Source organism: Pusillimonas sp. ANT_WB101, assembly GCF_008369125.1.
Taxonomy (GTDB): domain Bacteria; phylum Pseudomonadota; class Gammaproteobacteria; order Burkholderiales; family Burkholderiaceae_B; genus Allopusillimonas.
Genome location: NZ_VOAY01000001.1, coordinates 906997 through 923832, shown reverse-complemented (window position 1 = coordinate 923832; position 16836 = coordinate 906997). Strand labels below are relative to the sequence as shown.

The window sequence follows — 16836 nt, the reverse complement described above, 5'->3', positions numbered from 1 at the left end:
GCCCCGAACAGATAGTCCTTGCATTGTTATTCAATGCCCGCGCTGCACCGTGTCATTTTGACGCGGCACGCCGCGAGCCTTTAGTCTTAGAGGCCGCATCATGAAAATTTCAAAAATACTAATGGCTGTTGCTGTTTCGATGGCGTTTTTGCCGGCGGGGGCCGCTCTTGCGGCTGACGCTGCGCCAGGCGCCATGAACTGGTTTGGTGGCCCAGTCTATGACGGCGCACCTGCGCTCGATGTCACCGCAGCGCTGGTCAAGGCTGGCGGCGGCGCTGAGAACTTCAGCTTCCCTACCGCACTGGTTTCCATGTTGGGTGAAAAAACCGTTAATGCCGAGGTCGATAAACTGAATAAACAGTTTGGTGATGAAAACACCAAAAACTTTATCAGTGGAATGACCTGGGACGTTCACGATGCCCTCAAGCGCGCTACGGAAGCTGGCGTCAAATTACCGGCAGCGCCCGCCGATATGAAAGGCCCTGCCCTGGCCAAGGCGCTTGTTCAGGCAGGTACAGCGCCAGACGGTGCTTTCTGGTCAGGGCATATGTTCGATAAACTTTTATCACATCAGATTCATAATCAGGTGATGGCCGATGTGGACGCGAAATTCGGCCACGGCAGTGACCAGAATACGCACTACATACTCAATCAGGCTATGTACGACGTTGCCCAGGCGTTGGGCATGAAAGACGTAAAACTGGCACCAACGCACCTGCCCAAGGGTAAGTGATCACAAACGTTGCGAACGTCGCTTGGGTGGCCTGGCCGCCTGAGCTTTCTTCAGGCTAGGCACGATGCCGCCCTGGCATTGACCTTGAAAGACGTGAAACTGGAACAAACACACCTGCCTAAGGTAAGTGATCACGAGCGTTGCGTTCGTGGCTTGGACTGTTTTACCGTCTGAGACTTCTTTTGTTGTCGCTGTGCTTCGTCCAGCTGTTGTTGTCGTTGTGCTTCTTCTAACTGTAGCTGGCGCTGTGTTTCTTCTAATTGACGGTGCAGATCATCGGCCTGACTGCCAAGGCGCACGATCTGGACCTGCGCTTCATTCAATTGGGTTTGCAATTGCCGGGACTCAAGGCGGGCGAGATCAAGGCTTGCTGTTACGGCCTGCAGCGCCCCTTCCAGCTGACCATTTTTTTCCCGACTATCACCCAACGCCTGCTGCAATGCATTGCACTCTTGGCGATGCTGCTGAGCTGTGCGTGACGACGCGGCGACCTGCGCCTCAAGCTCTTTTTGCAGTTTGGCCGATGCCATGCGCTCGCGGTCTATGTCGACGAGCATGCGCTTTTCTGTAGATTGAGAGCGCGCTTCGGACAACTGCGCCGCCGCTCGTAATTTATGGAGTTCGGCGTTGAACTGACGGCGTGAGTCTTCGAGCTGTAGCCGCACGCGCGAATTATCGTGCTTTAGCTCATCAACCGTTACGAGCAAGGACGCATGGTTAGCGTCGGCGACGGCAAGCGCCCTATCTTGCGCGCTGATGTGCTGACCGGCCTGTTTGAGCTCGCTCTTGACCGCTTGCAGAGCCTGCCGCTCGGCTTCGCGCTCAGACTGCAACGCGGCAACCTCTGCTTTGGCCTGAAGTACCGATTCTTGGGCCTGAACCTTATACGCGTCGAGCGATTCTTGCGCTGCCGCCTGAGCGTTTGTCCATAGTGTGGCAATGAGTTCGCCTGCTACGTTTTTTAGGCTTTCGGGTAGATCAGGGTGCTCAATGCGTGTGCGGCTTTTTTCACGTAGATCTTGCCAGAACTTGGACAATGCCTCAGCCGGTGCACTCATGCTGCCTTTGCGGACGAGCTGATAAAGCTTGTTGGCCGTGGGCGTCATGCCATACCTGAAGAACAGCAACGCGCAGACCTCGCGGTACAGCTCTTGAGTGTGGGTGAAGCGTTCACGCAAGGCTTGAACATCTTGTGAAAGTGCAGCGTCGTCAGTGGGCATAGAAATCATCGTATTTATTTGTTGATTCATTAATAATACAACATATTATATTAAATTCACAACTATTGAATTTATTAATTTGACATTATTGCTATAATGTCAAATTACAACACAACACGCCGCGAGAAAACTCGCTTACCTATTCAACAGGCCCGCCATGGTCTCCAATAATGAGCATGCGGCTGCATTAACGGCCCACGCCCCTTTTTCTTCCGCGCTTCGCGTCTCCCCCGAGCTAAACGGGCATGCGGGGACAAACCGCGCCCACGGCAAGCCGCCGCTCATTTCGGCCACCAACGACATTGACGCCATTACCGCGTGGTTAGCCCGCTTTATTGGCTCTCCCAACACGTTTAATAACTACCGTAAAGAAGCAGAACGTCTGCTACTGTGGTCTACCCTTGCAGCGCAAAAGCCCGTCTCGTCGCTTACGCATGAAGATTTGCTGGCCTACCAACATTTCTTGAAAAACCCACAACCCGCAGACCAGTGGGTAATGCGCAGCGGGCGCAAAGTAGCCAGAGGCCATGCAGACTGGCGCCCCTTCGCAGGGCCATTGGCGCCCACCAGCCATCGCCAGGCCATTATTATTTTGAATTCAATGTTTTCATGGCTGGTAACGGCCGGCTATCTGGCAGGTAACCCTTTGTCGTTGTCGCGTCAGCGTGCGCGCAAAGCTAAACCACGTGTTACGCGTTACCTCGACGACGAGGCCTGGGCGCAGGTAAAGCACACCATCATGGCACTGCCGCAAAACTCAGCCCGAGAGCAAGAGCATTACCTTCGGCTGCGCTGGCTTTTTTCTTTGTTGTATTTGTGTGGGCTACGCATTTCTGAAGTTACCCAAAACACAATGGGCGGTTTCTTTTGCCGGCGGGACAACACCGGCAACGAGCGCTGGTGGCTTGAAATTACCGGCAAAGGCGACAAAACCCGTATTGTTCCAGCAACCCAAGAGCTTATGGTCGAGTTGGCCCACTATCGACGCAAAAAAGGCCTGGCGCCCTTGCCTACTGCCGATGAAGCTACACCACTTTTATTACCCATAGGCAGCCAAACGCGACCCCTTACCCGTGCTGCTGTTCATTCCATCATTAAAGAAGTATTCAAAAAAACCGCAAACCAGATAAGGACGCGCGGAGCCAGTTTTGAGATGGAAGCGCTGCGCGTTGAACACGCCTCAGCGCACTGGCTACGCCATACAGCAGGTTCACACATGGCCAATCACGACGTCGATTTGCGCCATGTACGCGACAACCTTGGGCATGAGTCCATCAGTACGACCAACGCCTACCTGCACTCTTCAGATGATGCACGGCATCGCGAAACCGAAGACCACCACAAGATCCAGTGGTGAACTGACGAAGGTACCGGATCAAATACGAACACGCTGGCCGATGACCACTGTTTGTGCAGACGGGATGTGATAGTAGTCAGTAGGATCCATCGCATTGCGGACCATAAACGTAAACAAGCCATCGCGCCACGCAGCCATACCTCCCTCCTTACGACTGGGGATTAATGTTTGGCTTCCTGTGTAGTAAGTGACATCGTCAAGGTTTACATCCAGACCAAGGTCTTTGCACGCAGCCAGTTCTGCAGGTACGTTTACGCCTTGCATGTAGCCGTAATGCAAAATAATGCGCACAAAGCCCTGTTCGTGGCGCTCGATTTCGATGCGCTCTTCATGGACAACGCGGGCGACATCCTCAGCAAGCACCGTAAGCACGACCACTTGTTCCTGCAGTGCCTTGTTGCGCTCTACATGATGTCGCAGTATCGGCGGGCAATTATTTACCCTTCCCGTCAAGAACACGGCCGTGCCGGGCACCCGCGCAACCGGGTTCTTATCGAGTTCTTCAATAAGTGACTCTAACGGCTCGGCATTGCGCGCCGCCTGGTCCTGGAGTATTTCGGTACCCCGCCGCCACGTAGCCATGATCGTAAAGAATAGAATACCGATCAAGATAGGAAACCAGCCGCCATAGGGAATTTTTAATGCGTTGGAACCGAAGAAAAGCAGGTCCACTGTCAGAAAGCCAATCAGGAAAGCAAGCGCCGCTGGACGCTTCCACCCCCCCACTTCACGCGCCACATTAAACGCTAACACTGTGGTGGCAATCATGGTGCCGCTCACTGCAGCACCGTAGGCTGCAGCCAAGGCGCTGGAGCTGCGAAACATCAGCACGACGGCGATGGTGGCGGTCATCAGCACCCAGTTCACTGCAGCGACATAAATCTGGCCACGCACTTTCTCCGACGTTTGTGTGACACGAAAGCGCGGCATCAAGCCCAGCTGAATTGCCTGGTTTGTGAGCGAAAAAGCACCAGTAATAGCTGCCTGTGAGGCAATAATTGTCGCCGCCGTAGCGAGCGCCACCATGGGGTAGAGAAACCAGCCCGGCGCCAGGTGATAAAACGGCTGCACCGTGCCCGCCGGACTGCGTAACAGCAGTGCCCCCTGGCCGAAGTAGTTGAGCAGCAGTGCGGGCAGTACAAACCCGAACCAGAGATAGCGAATCGGCCAGCGCCCAAAATGGCCCAGATCAGCGTAGAGCGCCTCACCGCCTGTCGTTACCAGAAACACGGCATACAAGACGACGAACGCCCTCCACCCGCCGTGCTGCGCGAACGTGAAGGCATAAGTTGGGCTAAGCGCCTTGAGCACCGATGGGGTTTGCACGATGGAGGCCGCGCCAAGCACGGCAATAACCAGAAACCAGAGGAACATCACCGGGCCGAACACAGCGCCAATGTGTGCTGTACCTTTGTGCTGGAAGGCAAACAGCAGTACGAGGATTGCCACGGTTGCAGGCACCACGTAGGGAGCAAAAAACGGCGTTGCCACCTCTAGCCCTTCTACGGCACTCAAAATAGAAATAGCCGGCGTGATAATGACCCCGCCGTATAGCAGCGCGGCACCGGCTAAGCCGAATAAAATAAGCAGCCGACGGCGGCGTTTTTCGAGGCCGCGCCAGGGCCGAAGCAAAGCGATGAGCGCAAAAATGCCGCCCTCGCCGCGGTTGTTGGCTTGCAGAACAAAGGTCATGTACTTGAGCGAGATAACGACGATTAGCGTCCAGAAGATTAACGAAAGAACGCCAAGCACGTTAATCGCATCTACCGCTACGGGTGTAGGCCCGGTAAAGGCCTGTCGCAGCGCGTAAATGGGGCTGGTGCCAATGTCACCATAAACAACGCCGAGTGTTGCCAGTGCCACAGCCGCGCGCGGGCCTGAAGCAATGTGATCCTCGGTATCCGCCCTGAAGTGAAAGCGGCGACGTTGCTGGACTTCTTCACGTGGTCCTGACATGCGGGAGCTCCCCAAGCCTAGCTTGAGTGTACTCCCGTGATGTGCCAATGCGACGTGAATACTCGCCCGAAAAACCCAGGCCCATTGGCACCCGCGTTAAGCATTAAGGTGTGTCAGCTTAACTACCGCCGACAGGCCTTGCCCCCCGCGGTTTGCCAATAGAAGTTATAGCTGGACTTGCGCCGACCCTATACCCTCAAAACGTGCCACCACGAGATCACCAAGCTGTGCATCCAGAATGCCAACCCATGTTCCTGTGGTAACAACCGTACCAGCAGGAACGGTAGCCCCATCGCGCGTGGCATGACGCAACCATGCCACCAGCCCCCAGGTGGGGTTGCCCAACGGGTGTGTGCCACGGCGCTCAACAACAGGTTGCTCGCCGACCTTTACGCGGCAAACCTGCTGTGCCCAGTCACGCTCTTGCCATGGCTGCCACTCACCAACAATCAATGCACCGTGACATTGCAGATCGGCCAGGCGCATGAGCGCTGGGGCGGTCATGCACTCTTGCCAGCGGGAGTCTACAACTTCGATCGATACCGCCATGGCATCGACCATGCTGCTGGCACCCGCCTCATCCAGTTCGAGCGCGGTTGCGTGATCCACCGCTTTGCTCAAGCGCAGTGCCACTTCGACCTCTATACCACGACGATGGAAGAAAAACGCGCCGGCCTCTGCAGGGCTGTTCCATACGCCCGCAGGGGGTAATGGCGCGTGTGTGAGGGTCGCTTCGCGATTGGCGCCACCCGATTTCCAGTAGCGTGGAAAATCAGTACCGAACCAGCCTAAGGCTTTGGCAACGGCGGCCTGCACTTCATAGGCCTGTTCTGCCGTCGTCAATGTGCCGTCGAGGTTCGCCGCAGACGCCACCCCGCCTTGCTGTCGCGCAGCGATAAGCTCATCAATGATTTGTTGAACGGATACGTTGGGTGTGGGTAAGGTCGCGGAAGACAAGGATAGGTACTCCGAAAATTATGTTAGGTCACAACTGCCAGCGCTTTTCTTCTCATTGTTGCACGCCATGCTCAAACCAAGGTGTAGCAGCGTTCTATTCGTTCGGGTAATGAGCCTGCGGCGTGGCGGTGGCCTGCAGATGATCCATGGCGGCGGCAACACCGTCACCTTTAAGTTTGACACCTGACATGCGCAGACCCATCTGGCATCCGCCCAGCGTGGCGATCAGCGTAAGGTCGTTGGTATCGCCCAGATGCCCTATTCTGAACATAAGCCCCTTCAATTTACCCAGGCCTGCACCCAACGACATATTGAAGTTTTCATAAATCAATTTACGTACTTTATCTGCGTCGACACCCTCAGGCATCATTACGCCCGTCAGTATTGGAGAGTGGCAAGCGTCATCGGTGCACTGTATTTCCAGGCCCCAGGCTTTGACGGCAGCGCGGCATGCCTCAGACAACCGTTGGTGGCGGGCAAATACGTTGTCCAAGCCCTCTTCCTGAATCATGTCCAGCGATTCTGACAGGCCATAAAGCAGGTTAGTGTTGGGCGTGTAGGGCCAGTAACCCGTTTTGTTCATCTCTATGATTTCATCCCAGGCCCAGAAGGCGCGACCCAAGGTAGCCTGTTTGCTGACTTCCACGGCTTTGGCCGATACCGCATTGAAGCTGATTCCGGGAGGAAGCATTAGCCCTTTTTGCGAACCGCTGATCGTGACATCTACGCCCCACTCATCGTGGCGATAGTCGATAGAACCCAAACCAGAAATGGTGTCGACCATAAGCAGCGCAGGATGACCTGCTGCATCAATGGCACGACGCACGGACGCAATATCAGACGTGACACCCGTAGAGGTTTCGTTGTGAACGACACAGACCGCCTTGATGGTATGTTCTTTATCTTGGCGCAGGCGGGCCTCGATCATGTCTGCCTGTACCCCTTGGCGCCAGCCCTCCAGGCCTGGCTTACCCAGAAACTCAGGTTTCAAACCCAAACGCTCAGCCATTTTTTTCCACAAAGAGGCAAAATGACCGGTTTCATACATCAACACCGTATCACCCTTGTTCATGGTGTTGCTCAGGGCCGCTTCCCAGGCGCCGGTTCCAGATGCCGGGTAGATGACCACGGGCTGCTCTGTTTTGAATATCTTGCCAATGCCCGCCAATACTTTACGACCCAGCGCGCCAAACTCGGGGCCGCGGTGATCGATAGTTGGATAACTGATAGCGCGCAAAATACGATCTGGCACAGGACTGGGCCCCGGAATCTGAAGATAATGACGGCCGACGGGATGGAAGTTAAGATTGGGCATAGGAAGAGGCTCCTGGGTGAATCGGTTATGCGTTATACAAAATATAATATACAAACCGCAGTAGGATGCTCTAGGTAAATACCCGAGATTTAAACTTTATTTTGAATATATAATACAAAACATGAATTCTATTACACCGCCTGACATGGGCATAGTTCGCGATACGCTGCACCAGCGCATTGCCACACATCTGCGTGAGCTGCTCACCCAGGGCACGCTAAAACCCGGCAGCAAGCTAAATGAGCGCGAACTCTGCGAAATGCTGCGTGTATCTCGAACACCCTTACGAGAGGCAATACGTCTGCTGGCTGCAGAAGGGCTGGTTGTGCTTGAGCCAGGTCGTGGCGCCTTTGCGCTGGCGTTGTCAGATGCGGATATTGCCCATACCTTTGATGTGGTCGCGTCACTTGAAGGCTTGGCGGGCGCACTTGCCGCCCAGCACATTACCGACGAAGAGCTTGCTGAATTACGTGCTTTACAGCTCGAAATGGAAGCCGCTTTCGAGCGCCGTGACCTGCCTACGTATTACCGTCTCAATGCCCAGGTGCACGACCTGGTCAGCGAAGCGGCCCGCAATCCCGTTTTGCGCGAAACATGGAAGCAGGTTAATAGCCGCATGCACACCTTGCGTTTTCGTTCTAACCAGGATGAGACTAAGTGGGCAAACGCGCTACGAGAACATGCGCAAATTTTGGCTGCCTTGCAAAAACGCGATGCTGTTGCCGTACGACAGTTGCTTGAGTCTCACCTGCACCGCAAACGTGATGCGGTGCTTGAAAGCCGTTCTGCCGCGCAAACAGCATGAAACCGGATGATGGCCGCACCTGGCCGAGATCCATAGCCATAAGCCGTAGTCATCGCAAAATGTCAGAGAGAGCAACCTCTACCCGCGCGCTACACTAACCTCAAAAGCGCCACGGTTTAAGGACTCTTTACTATGAACACCGCATCCACCCCATTCAAAACCATGGGCGTGATCGCCATTATCGCGGCAGGTTTGATCGCTGCCGCCATCGCGCACCGCCCAACCCAGCCGCTGGTGTGGATGGTGGCTTATCTGGTGCTGGTAACGGGGGTGGTGCAATATGTGCTGGGTGCCGGACAAGCATCCCTGACGGCCCGACCTCTGGCTATGTCTACCATTTGGGGCCAGTGGGTACTACTGAACCTCGGGCACGCAGGGGTTATAGCCGGGACATTGCTCAGTAACTTCGTCATTCTTATTCTGGGTACCGTGCTCTATGACCTTGCCATGCTCTGGTTTGCATGGTGTGTGCGCGGTGGCATGCCGGGCTTACGCCGCACGGGCTACTGGTTGCTTATTGTGGTGATGGCGGCAAGTTCATTCGTCGGTGTAGCACTAAGCCAACTGAGCAAATAATGCGGCGGTCCGTGGTTCTCTGTTTCAAGGGCTCCAGGGCTGCGCTTCTGACAGCAGCACACGTAACTCATCGTCGGTCATGCGGGTAAATTGTTCTTCCGCTTCTGCCATATTTTCTACATACATACTCTGCGAGCGAATATCGCTGCCTACGAGCGGGCTAAACAACAGTAAAACAGCACCATACGACGCTTCCATCAAGGCCGCCTGCCAGGCTGTGCCTTGAGCATCATTGAAGCTACGCATATCACTCATAATTTCAGCCCAAAAATAGGTTATCACGGTGCGACAGCCCCGCTACATCATTTAAATCATAGGCCAGAAGCGTTTAGATTTCTTGAGCCAGTTCAAAACAATTAATTAGACGCAGGGCATACATCGACCTACCATAGTGATGCGGGGGATACTTTTCGCAACGATAGATCACGATAAAGACATCGATAGCTCGGCTCAGGAAAACGACCTGAATCTGGCAAATTTTGGCCCTTTGGCGGGCTTGCTAGGCGTTTGGGAAGGAAACGATGGCACAGATATCTGCCCGGGTATGCCTGACAGGATGATGACAGACACCGAAAGCAAGTACCGCGAGCGATGGGTTTTTCAACTGAGAACGCCCCATGTAGAAAATTACCTCGCGGCATTGTCATCAACGCAGGCGGTACGGTAAAGCCAGACGCCACCAGTTTTGAGCTGGTCGCCGAAGCCGGGTCAGAAACCTTCGGCATTTGCCAACACCCATTCCTGATCGAGAACTTTAAAGTCGTACGCTATATTCTCAAGCTCACGCTAAATGGTGACGGCACCATACCGACACCAATCACCTTACGCGACAATCTTGAGCATTAGCGGCAGGCTTTTTCCTTGCAGGCCTTAATGCGTTGTTAGGTTTATTCCGCGCTATCGCTGCAAGGCGACTGCAGCGCGGGCCTGCCAACACGTTAGGGCCTGCAGCCATTAAATAGGCAGCGACATTGGCTGCCCCTTTTTAAAATCACCCAAAACAATATGGGTGATTTTTTTTGCCTGCAAGATATGTCACACGTAAGTTTTGTCTGCAAGATCCGTCACACGCAAATTAAGTGGTTGTTTTGGAGGGCGACATAGGTTTAGGATAAACGTATCAAGCTAGGTGAAAAGGAAATGTCCGACAATCACTATGACCTCATTGTGATCGGGTCCGGCCCTGGCGGTGCATCGCTGGCGTACAGCCTCGCACCCACTGGTAAAAGGATACTGATCCTGGAACGCGGCGATTACTTGCCACGGTCCATGGACAACTGGAATCCTCACAAAGTGTTTGTAGAAGGCGTTTACCAAGCCTCTGAAACGTGGTACGACAAAAATAACCAAACGTTCCATCCCGGCCTGCACTACTACGTGGGTGGTAACTCCAAGGTTTACGGTGCGGCATTATTCCGCCTGCGCGAGCGCGACTTCGACGAAATCCGACACGTTGATGGTGTGTCTCCGGCATGGCCACTGAAATACGATGTGTTCGAACCGTATTACACGCAAGCCGAGCGGCTGTTCCATGTGCACGGCAAGCGCGGCGAAGACCCCAACGACCCCCCTTCCAGTGAACCTTACCCCTTTCCAGCCGTTGCGCACGAACCGCGTATCCAGGCATTAAGCAACAGTTTCACCAAAGACGGACTGCATCCCTTTCATCTGCCGCTAGGCGTATTGCTCGACGAAAAAGATGGCAAGGCCACCTCCACCAGCGCCTGTTTCCGCAACCCCTACTTCGATGGCTTTCCCAGCCCACTGAACGGCAAGGCCGACGCGCAAGTAATGTGCATAGACCCTATGCTGGCGGCTCACGACAACGTCACACTGCTCACCAATGCCTACGTAGCCAAGCTAGATACCGACGCCACCGGTCGCACAGTCAGTGCAGTGCAGGTCGAACACAATGGTGCGAAAGAAACCTATTCAGCCGATATCGTGGTGGTGGCGTGTGGTGCATTGAGCTCGGCACTGTTGCTTCTGCGTTCTGCCAATACCAAACACCCCAATGGTCTCTCCAATGGTTCAGACCAGCTGGGGCGCAACTACATACGTCACAACCAGTCGGTCTTGATGGCAATACTGCACGAACCTAATGAAACAGTTTTTCAGAAGACGCTGGCACTAAGTGATTTCTATTTTGGTGCAGATGACTGGGCGTATCCGCTGGGCTTGATGCAAATGTGTGCGGTCACGCACGCTGATCAAATTCGCGGTGAAACATTGCCATCGTGGCTGGAGTGGCTGCCAGAGATGCCTTTCGAGAAAATAGCGAAGTATTCCATGAGCTTTTGGTTGTCCAGCGAAGACTTGCCGCGCCCCGAGAACCACATTCGCTACGAGGGCGAGCGGGTGGTGCTGGATCTCACCGAGAACAACATGGAGGCGCACCATCGCCTGAAGCAAAAGCTGGAGCGGCTGATGGGACACAATGGCGCGCATGCGCACCTGTGGCAACGCAAACTCTATTTTGGCAAAGATATTCCGATTGGTGGCACGGCGCATCAGGCTGGCACCGCGCGTTTTGGTACAGATCCAAAAACCTCGGTACTTGATCTTGACTGCAAGGCGCATGAACTGGACAACCTTTACGTCACCGATGCCAGTTTCTTCCCCTCCATAGGCGCGGTAAACCCCACCTTAACCATAATTGCCAACGCACTGCGCGTCGCCGACATTATCAAAAAACGACTTGGTGCTGTGAGCTCGACCGCCCCATCCTACGTCGGCACAAAGAGCGACATATGACCTGGCTAGACGTCGTTCTCATTCCGCTACTGATACGTATCTGTCTTGTTGTGCTGTTTCCATTCAGCGCGCTGGATAAGATCCTGGACTGGAATGGTGCACTAAAGCAGGCTAAATCCAGCTTCGTTCCGGCTTCGATGGCTCCCGTAATGCTGCTGCTCGCCATTGTTGTCGAATTGGTGACGCCGGTATGTATCGTGATCGGCTGGCATGATCGCCTTGCCGCACTTGTGCTTGCGGGCTTTTGTGTCGTAAGTGCCCTGCTATACCACAACTTCTGGCGCTACCCCGATTTCTGGGCCAAAGGTGACAGCAAGGCGCGCAGCCATTTTTGGGATTTTCTCAAAAATTTTGGATTGGTTGGCGGCCTGCTGCTTGTGACATTTGGCACATCACTTGTTCCGGCCGATCAGGTGACCACGCATCTGCTTTCCTCGACACCGATTTATACGCGTAACGCGCCCTTGATGCCGGCCATCACGCCAACACCAGCACGAGACGCATCTGGCTCGAACACACACTCAAGTGGAGCCCAACACGAAAATGGAGGCGTCCAGCAATGAGCAGCAATCAAGACAACGCTAAGCATAGCAACAAACCCACCGTGCCGTACTGGCACATCTGGACCGATGCAGACGGCATCAGTCATCAAACCCGCTGTGCGCTGCACGATTTTGAACTTGGCAGCGTTGGTAGCGCCGATCCGCAATGGAACGACAAGCAGAAACGCGGCGAGGCCACCGTTGTGTTCACGGTGCTCCCGGTCGGGTGGGTCGGCGATTGGCATGAGAACCCCGCGCCGCAATGGATTCTGCCACTGTCGGGGCGCTGGTTTGTTGAATCTATGGACGGCACCCGGGTCGAGATGGGTGCGGGCGTACTGTCACGGGGCGAGGACCAACACTGCGTGGCCGACAAACACGGCAACAAGGGCCACCGCTCTGGCACCGTGTCGGACGAGCCTTGTGTATTGATGTGCGTGCAATGTCACGTATCGCCAGTGCACCAAGCCTGCCACATAAAATAAGGAGAGCGGCATGGATACCGGCATGGCCAACATCGAAATCATCGACGAGCGCTTTAAGTCTTGCGTGCTGCCGAATGCGCCGCTAGAAAAACTGGGCGAAGGCTTCCGTTGGTTGGAAGGCCCGGTGTGGTTTGCTGACTTGCAATGCCTGCTGGTGAGCGATATCCCTAACAATCGAATTATGCGCTGGACCGAATCGGGCGGTATAACGGTGTTTCGCGAGCCTTCCGACTATGCCAACGGGCACACCCGCGACCGCCAGGGCCGGCTGATCGGCTGCTCGCACCACGGTCGCTGCATCACACGCACCGAGTTCGACGGCACTATCACAATGCTTGTTGATCGCTACCAAGGCAAGCATCTCAACTCACCTAACGACATCATCGTCAAGCGTGACGACACGATATGGTTTAGTGATCCCACATTCGGCATTACTCGAGACTACGAAGGGGGAAAGCAAGACGCCGAGTTGCCACCCAACCTGTACCGCTTTGACCCCGTGGATAACTCACTGACTGTCGTCGCCAACGATTTCAAGGCTCCAAATGGCCTGTGTTTTTCGCCTGATGAAAAATTGCTTTACGTGGCCGAAAGCGGCACGCCTTTCGCACAAAATCCCGAACAACACATTCGCGTGTTCGATGTTTCCGATGACGGCACACAACTGCGCAACCCGCGTGTGTTTCACAAGGTACAGCCGGGCATGGCGGACGGCTTTCGCAGCGACACAGATGGCAACATCTGGACGAGTGCTGCCGATGGCGTGCACTGCATAAGCCCCGACGGCACCTTATTGGGAAAGCTCAAGGTGCCCTTTGTGGTCTCCAACCTGACGTTCGGTGGGCGCAACCGCAGTCGTTTGTTCATCTGCGGATCACAGACATTGTTTGCGCAATACGTCAATAGACGCGGTGCGGAGTGGCCGTGAACGCGGGCGTGCAACGGCTGCTGTGGATAGATCGCAACGTTGCTAATCTGGATCGTGCGGTTGCGTTTTACTGTGATGCCCTGGGCTTCCAGGTAGAGCGCGACGCAAAAACCTCGCCGCAAGCCTGGAGAAACTTGCCACGTATCGGCACACGGCCAACACGCAGCGCGCGGCTGTCGCTCGGCACGCAACAAATTGCATTAAGCGAATTTCCGAGTGCTACACCTTATCCAACGGGTGCCACGAGCGCCGACCTCTGCTTTCAGCATTGCGCAATCGTGGTCGATGACATGGGTGCAGCCTATGCGCGCTGGCTTAGGTACGGCGGCGGTGCCGCGATCAGCCGTGACGGACCGCAACATCTGCCGGCCACAAGCGGCAGCGTGACGGCCTTTAAGTTTCGCGATCCCGATGGCCATCCGCTGGAACTAATTTCGTTTCCATCAGATGGTGAAAATAGTATATGGCCGCTGCAAGGTAACGACGTGGCGCTCGGCATTGACCACACAGCGATTAGCGTGAGCAATACGGAGCGCAGCATTGCGTTCTATCAACGGCTAGGCTTCGAGATCAGTTCGCGTGGTGTAAACCGCGGCCCTGAACAACAATGCCTCGATGATCTTGCAGAGGTCGAGGTAGATGTGATCGCGCTACGACCAGCTAATGTACAGACGCCACATCTCGAGTTGCTCGGCTATCGGATCCCGCAGGGCAGAAAACCCCCGAATTCGGGGGTTTGCGACATCAGCGCAGACCGCATGGTGTTGCAAACGCAAAGCCTGCCCAACCTACTCGATAAATTGCGTCATGCACATGTGGCTCACATTACGACCGACTCAACTGATGTAAGGCAGTCTACGCACGTCGCGTTGCTTTCCGATCCCGATGGGCATTGGTTGGTCTTAATCGAATAGCCCGCGATAACCATCACACTGCAAACCGGCCTTACGCCGAAAATACTTTCAAGCTTTGTGTTCTGTAGCGTACAGAGCAAACGGTGAAGGTGGTACTAGCATGGCATTATGAATACGCGATGATAGATGCGCGTTTGTGACCCATGATCTGGCTCCAGAAAGAACTGAAAGGAGCCGCTGAGACGAGGACACGAAACATGAGCACTAGCTTCAGTTACCACTATTCCAAAAATCCGGACGCGCTGCCCTGCTGTCAGGCACCTTACGTGGACCAGAGGAGCCAGGCATGAACGTCAGCGATTTTCTGCTTCATCGCCTCCACCAATGGGGCGTACGCCGCGTCTACGGATATCCGGGTGACGGCGTCAATGGCTTAATGGGAGCATTAGATCGCGCCGGCGACCACTTTAAGTTAGTACGCGCTCGACACGAGGAGATGTGTGCATTCATGGCTTGCGCGCATGCGAAGTTTACGGGCCAAACAGGTGTGTGCATGGCCACTTCGGGCCCTGGCGCAATCCACCTATTAACAGGTTTGTACGATGCCAAGCTTGATCATCAGCCCGTAGTCGCGATCGTCGGTCAGTCACCACGCACCGCTATGGGTGGACAGTACCAGCAGGAAGTCGACTTGATGTCTTTGTTCAAGGATGTCGCTTGCGACTACGAACAGATGATTATGGTGCCTGCGCAGGTGCGACATATTGTCGATCGCGCGTTCCGCATCGCCACAGCCAAACGCACGGTTACCTGCATCATCGTGCCGAGCGATGTACAGGAGCTGGAAGCCGTGGAACCGCCACCACGCGCGCACGGCACTATCCATTCAGGATTCGGTTATCGTGCTCCTCGCGTGGTGCCGCAACAAACGGATCTGCAACAGGCCGCAGACTTGCTTAACGCAGGAAGCAAGGTAGCAATTTTGGTGGGCGCAGGCGCACTAGCCGCGACCGATGAGGTGATCGACGTTGCCGACTTGCTTGGCGCGGGTGTAGCCAAGGCCTTGCTTGGCAAGGCCGTACTACCTGACAATTTACCATTTGTCACTGGCTCCATTGGTCTATTAGGTACCAAGCCGAGCTGGGACATGATGACCGGCTGCGACACTCTGCTGATGATTGGTTCTCGCTTCCCGTATTCAGAATTTCTGCCCAAGGAAGGCCAGGCGCACGGTATTCAGATCGATATCGATCCGGCAATGCTCTCGATTCGTTATCCCATGGATATCAATTTGGTCGGCGATGCGAGGGCGACCTTGCGCGAGCTGATCCCTTTGCTCAAGCACAAGACCGACCGCAGCTGGCGCGAGTCGATCGAAACTAACGTCGCACAATGGTGGGACGTTCTGGAGGCGCGTGCAATGCAACCGGCTGAGCCGATTAACCCCGAACGCGTATTCTGGGAAGGTTCTTCGCGCCTTCCGGACAACTGCATCCTCGCGTCGGACTCCGGCTCGTCTGCCAATTGGTACGCACGTGACCTCAAGATACGGCGCGGCATGATGGCATCGCTATCAGGTGGACTGGCCACCATGGGACCAGGCGTGCCCTATGTCATTGCAGCAAAATTTGCATTTCCAGATCGCGTTCCAATTGCCATGGTCGGCGACGGTGCCATGCAAATGAACGGCAATGCCGAGCTCATTACTATTGGCGACTACTGGAAGGAATGGTCAGACCCGCGTCTGGTGATTGTGGTGCTTAACAACCGCGATCTGAATCAAGTGACGTGGGAGGAGCGCGTGATGATGGGTGATCCGCGTTATGACGCGGCGCAACACGTACCTGATTTTCCGTACGCACGTTACGCCGAATTGGTTGGTCTAAAGGGCATTATGGTCAACCGGCCCGAAGATGTGGGCGCAGCATGGGAGGCGGCGTTTGCAGCCGACCGGCCGTGCATCATAGAGGTGATTACCGATCCCGAAGTGCCGCCGTTGCCACCGCACATCACATTTGAACAGGCGGTCGCGTTCTCTGAATCTATGTTTAAGGGCGACAGTGGTACGACAGGGATGATTAAGCAATCTGCGCGTGAAATGCTGGCAACGTACTTTCCCGGCAAGGAGAAATGACGTGAACGAGCTTGTGTTTAACGCGTGTAGCGGCGCCTATGGCACCGACTGACGTATCGCACTTAGCAATCTTAACGTTTCAACGACCGAGGTAATTATCATGCAAAATGAAAAAAATGAGCGACAGTGCCAACGCGCAGGTTGCCATTGCAAGGTACCGGCGGGTGAGAAGTTCTGCGGTGAGCATTGCCGGCTCGCTGCATCTGACAAGCATGCTGGC

Annotated in this window: 16 protein-coding genes; 11 read left to right on the top strand and 5 right to left on the bottom strand. The window is 54.8% G+C overall.

Annotation, left to right across the window (positions count from 1 at the left end; genetic code table 11):
• The first annotated feature begins 100 nt into the window (after window positions 1–100).
• A complete protein-coding gene (locus FQ179_RS04315; RefSeq protein WP_149396016.1) occupies window positions 101–733 on the top strand; it encodes a hypothetical protein in 633 nt (210 codons plus the stop codon).
• Window positions 734–864: 131 nt separating this feature from the next.
• Here FQ179_RS04315 and FQ179_RS04310 read toward each other — a convergent pair whose 3' ends face one another.
• On the bottom strand, window positions 865–1983 hold the full coding sequence (locus FQ179_RS04310) for a DNA-binding protein (protein WP_149396015.1): 1119 nt from the start codon (window positions 1981–1983) through the stop codon (window positions 865–867).
• Window positions 1984–2110: 127 nt separating this feature from the next.
• On the opposite strand from FQ179_RS04310, the gene FQ179_RS04305 reads away from it, so the two are divergent.
• Entirely contained in the window at window positions 2111–3310 is a 1200-nt protein-coding gene (locus FQ179_RS04305; protein ID WP_149396014.1) for a tyrosine-type recombinase/integrase, read from the top strand.
• Window positions 3311–3328: 18 nt separating this feature from the next.
• Here the strand turns inward: FQ179_RS04305 and FQ179_RS04300 are convergent, their stop codons facing one another.
• The 3 genes from FQ179_RS04300 to FQ179_RS04290 form a co-directional block, all read right to left on the bottom strand.
• Window positions 3329–5266 (bottom strand): potassium transporter Kup, encoded by a 1938-nt coding sequence (locus FQ179_RS04300; RefSeq protein ID WP_149396013.1) that lies wholly within the window; start codon window positions 5264–5266, stop codon window positions 3329–3331.
• A 165-nt stretch (window positions 5267–5431) separates the two neighbouring features.
• Window positions 5432–6223: a fumarylacetoacetate hydrolase family protein gene (locus FQ179_RS04295; protein WP_370459833.1), complete on the bottom strand. Its 792-nt coding sequence runs from the start codon at window positions 6221–6223 to the stop codon at window positions 5432–5434.
• Between the two features lie 94 nt (window positions 6224–6317).
• Window positions 6318–7538 (bottom strand): alanine--glyoxylate aminotransferase family protein, encoded by a 1221-nt coding sequence (locus FQ179_RS04290; RefSeq protein WP_149396012.1) that lies wholly within the window; start codon window positions 7536–7538, stop codon window positions 6318–6320.
• A gap of 121 nt (window positions 7539–7659) precedes the next feature.
• On the opposite strand from FQ179_RS04290, the gene FQ179_RS04285 reads away from it, so the two are divergent.
• Window positions 7660–8343 (top strand): GntR family transcriptional regulator, encoded by a 684-nt coding sequence (locus FQ179_RS04285; protein WP_255474827.1) that lies wholly within the window; start codon window positions 7660–7662, stop codon window positions 8341–8343.
• A gap of 132 nt (window positions 8344–8475) precedes the next feature.
• Window positions 8476–8919 (top strand): hypothetical protein, encoded by a 444-nt coding sequence (locus tag FQ179_RS04280; protein ID WP_149396011.1) that lies wholly within the window; start codon window positions 8476–8478, stop codon window positions 8917–8919.
• 24 nt (window positions 8920–8943) lie between these two features.
• Here the strand turns inward: FQ179_RS04280 and FQ179_RS04275 are convergent, their stop codons facing one another.
• Window positions 8944–9174 (bottom strand): hypothetical protein, encoded by a 231-nt coding sequence (locus FQ179_RS04275; protein WP_149396010.1) that lies wholly within the window; start codon window positions 9172–9174, stop codon window positions 8944–8946.
• 336 nt (window positions 9175–9510) lie between these two features.
• On the opposite strand from FQ179_RS04275, the gene FQ179_RS04270 reads away from it, so the two are divergent.
• From FQ179_RS04270 to FQ179_RS04240, 7 genes are all read left to right on the top strand, one after another.
• Window positions 9511–9765, top strand: coding sequence for an FABP family protein (locus FQ179_RS04270; RefSeq protein WP_149396009.1), 255 nt, complete (start codon window positions 9511–9513; stop codon window positions 9763–9765).
• A 294-nt stretch (window positions 9766–10059) separates the two neighbouring features.
• Window positions 10060–11673, top strand: a complete 1614-nt coding sequence (locus tag FQ179_RS04265; RefSeq protein ID WP_149396008.1) for a GMC oxidoreductase — start codon at window positions 10060–10062, stop codon at window positions 11671–11673.
• Window positions 11670–12236, top strand: a complete 567-nt coding sequence (locus tag FQ179_RS04260) for a DoxX family protein (protein ID WP_149396007.1) — start codon at window positions 11670–11672, stop codon at window positions 12234–12236. The genes FQ179_RS04265 and FQ179_RS04260 overlap by 4 nt, the downstream gene beginning before the upstream one ends.
• A complete protein-coding gene (locus tag FQ179_RS04255) occupies window positions 12233–12700 on the top strand; it encodes a cupin domain-containing protein (protein ID WP_149396006.1) in 468 nt (155 codons plus the stop codon). Before FQ179_RS04260 ends, FQ179_RS04255 begins: the two co-directional genes overlap by 4 nt.
• Before the next feature lie 10 nt (window positions 12701–12710).
• Complete coding sequence (locus FQ179_RS04250) at window positions 12711–13628, top strand: SMP-30/gluconolactonase/LRE family protein (RefSeq protein ID WP_149396005.1); 918 nt, start codon at window positions 12711–12713, stop codon at window positions 13626–13628.
• Complete coding sequence (locus tag FQ179_RS04245) at window positions 13625–14542, top strand: VOC family protein (protein ID WP_188074491.1); 918 nt, start codon at window positions 13625–13627, stop codon at window positions 14540–14542. Before FQ179_RS04250 ends, FQ179_RS04245 begins: the two co-directional genes overlap by 4 nt.
• Window positions 14543–14828: 286 nt before the next feature.
• Window positions 14829–16616, top strand: a complete 1788-nt coding sequence (locus FQ179_RS04240; RefSeq protein WP_149396003.1) for a thiamine pyrophosphate-requiring protein — start codon at window positions 14829–14831, stop codon at window positions 16614–16616.
• Window positions 16617–16836: the final 220 nt, after the last annotated feature.

Excerpts from the sequence above, each read along its gene's own strand:
- FQ179_RS04315 (WP_149396016.1), top strand. The coding sequence starts at position 101 with ATGAAAATTTCAAAAATACTAATGGCTGTTGCTGTTTCGATGGCGTTT.
- FQ179_RS04240 (WP_149396003.1), top strand. The coding sequence starts at position 14,829 with ATGAACGTCAGCGATTTTCTGCTTCATCGCCTCCACCAATGGGGCGTA.
- FQ179_RS04260 (WP_149396007.1), top strand. The coding sequence starts at position 11,670 with ATGACCTGGCTAGACGTCGTTCTCATTCCGCTACTGATACGTATCTGT.
- FQ179_RS04265 (WP_149396008.1), top strand. The coding sequence starts at position 10,060 with ATGTCCGACAATCACTATGACCTCATTGTGATCGGGTCCGGCCCTGGC.
- FQ179_RS04275 (WP_149396010.1), bottom strand. The coding sequence starts at position 9,174 with ATGAGTGATATGCGTAGCTTCAATGATGCTCAAGGCACAGCCTGGCAG.
- FQ179_RS04255 (WP_149396006.1), top strand. The coding sequence starts at position 12,233 with ATGAGCAGCAATCAAGACAACGCTAAGCATAGCAACAAACCCACCGTG.
- FQ179_RS04310 (WP_149396015.1), bottom strand. The coding sequence starts at position 1,983 with ATGAATCAACAAATAAATACGATGATTTCTATGCCCACTGACGACGCT.
- FQ179_RS04250 (WP_149396005.1), top strand. The coding sequence starts at position 12,711 with ATGGATACCGGCATGGCCAACATCGAAATCATCGACGAGCGCTTTAAG.
- FQ179_RS04300 (WP_149396013.1), bottom strand. The coding sequence starts at position 5,266 with ATGTCAGGACCACGTGAAGAAGTCCAGCAACGTCGCCGCTTTCACTTC.
- FQ179_RS04305 (WP_149396014.1), top strand. The coding sequence starts at position 2,111 with ATGGTCTCCAATAATGAGCATGCGGCTGCATTAACGGCCCACGCCCCT.
- FQ179_RS04270 (WP_149396009.1), top strand. The coding sequence starts at position 9,511 with ATGGGTTTTTCAACTGAGAACGCCCCATGTAGAAAATTACCTCGCGGC.
- FQ179_RS04290 (WP_149396012.1), bottom strand. The coding sequence starts at position 7,538 with ATGCCCAATCTTAACTTCCATCCCGTCGGCCGTCATTATCTTCAGATT.
- FQ179_RS04280 (WP_149396011.1), top strand. The coding sequence starts at position 8,476 with ATGAACACCGCATCCACCCCATTCAAAACCATGGGCGTGATCGCCATT.
- FQ179_RS04285 (WP_255474827.1), top strand. The coding sequence starts at position 7,660 with ATGAATTCTATTACACCGCCTGACATGGGCATAGTTCGCGATACGCTG.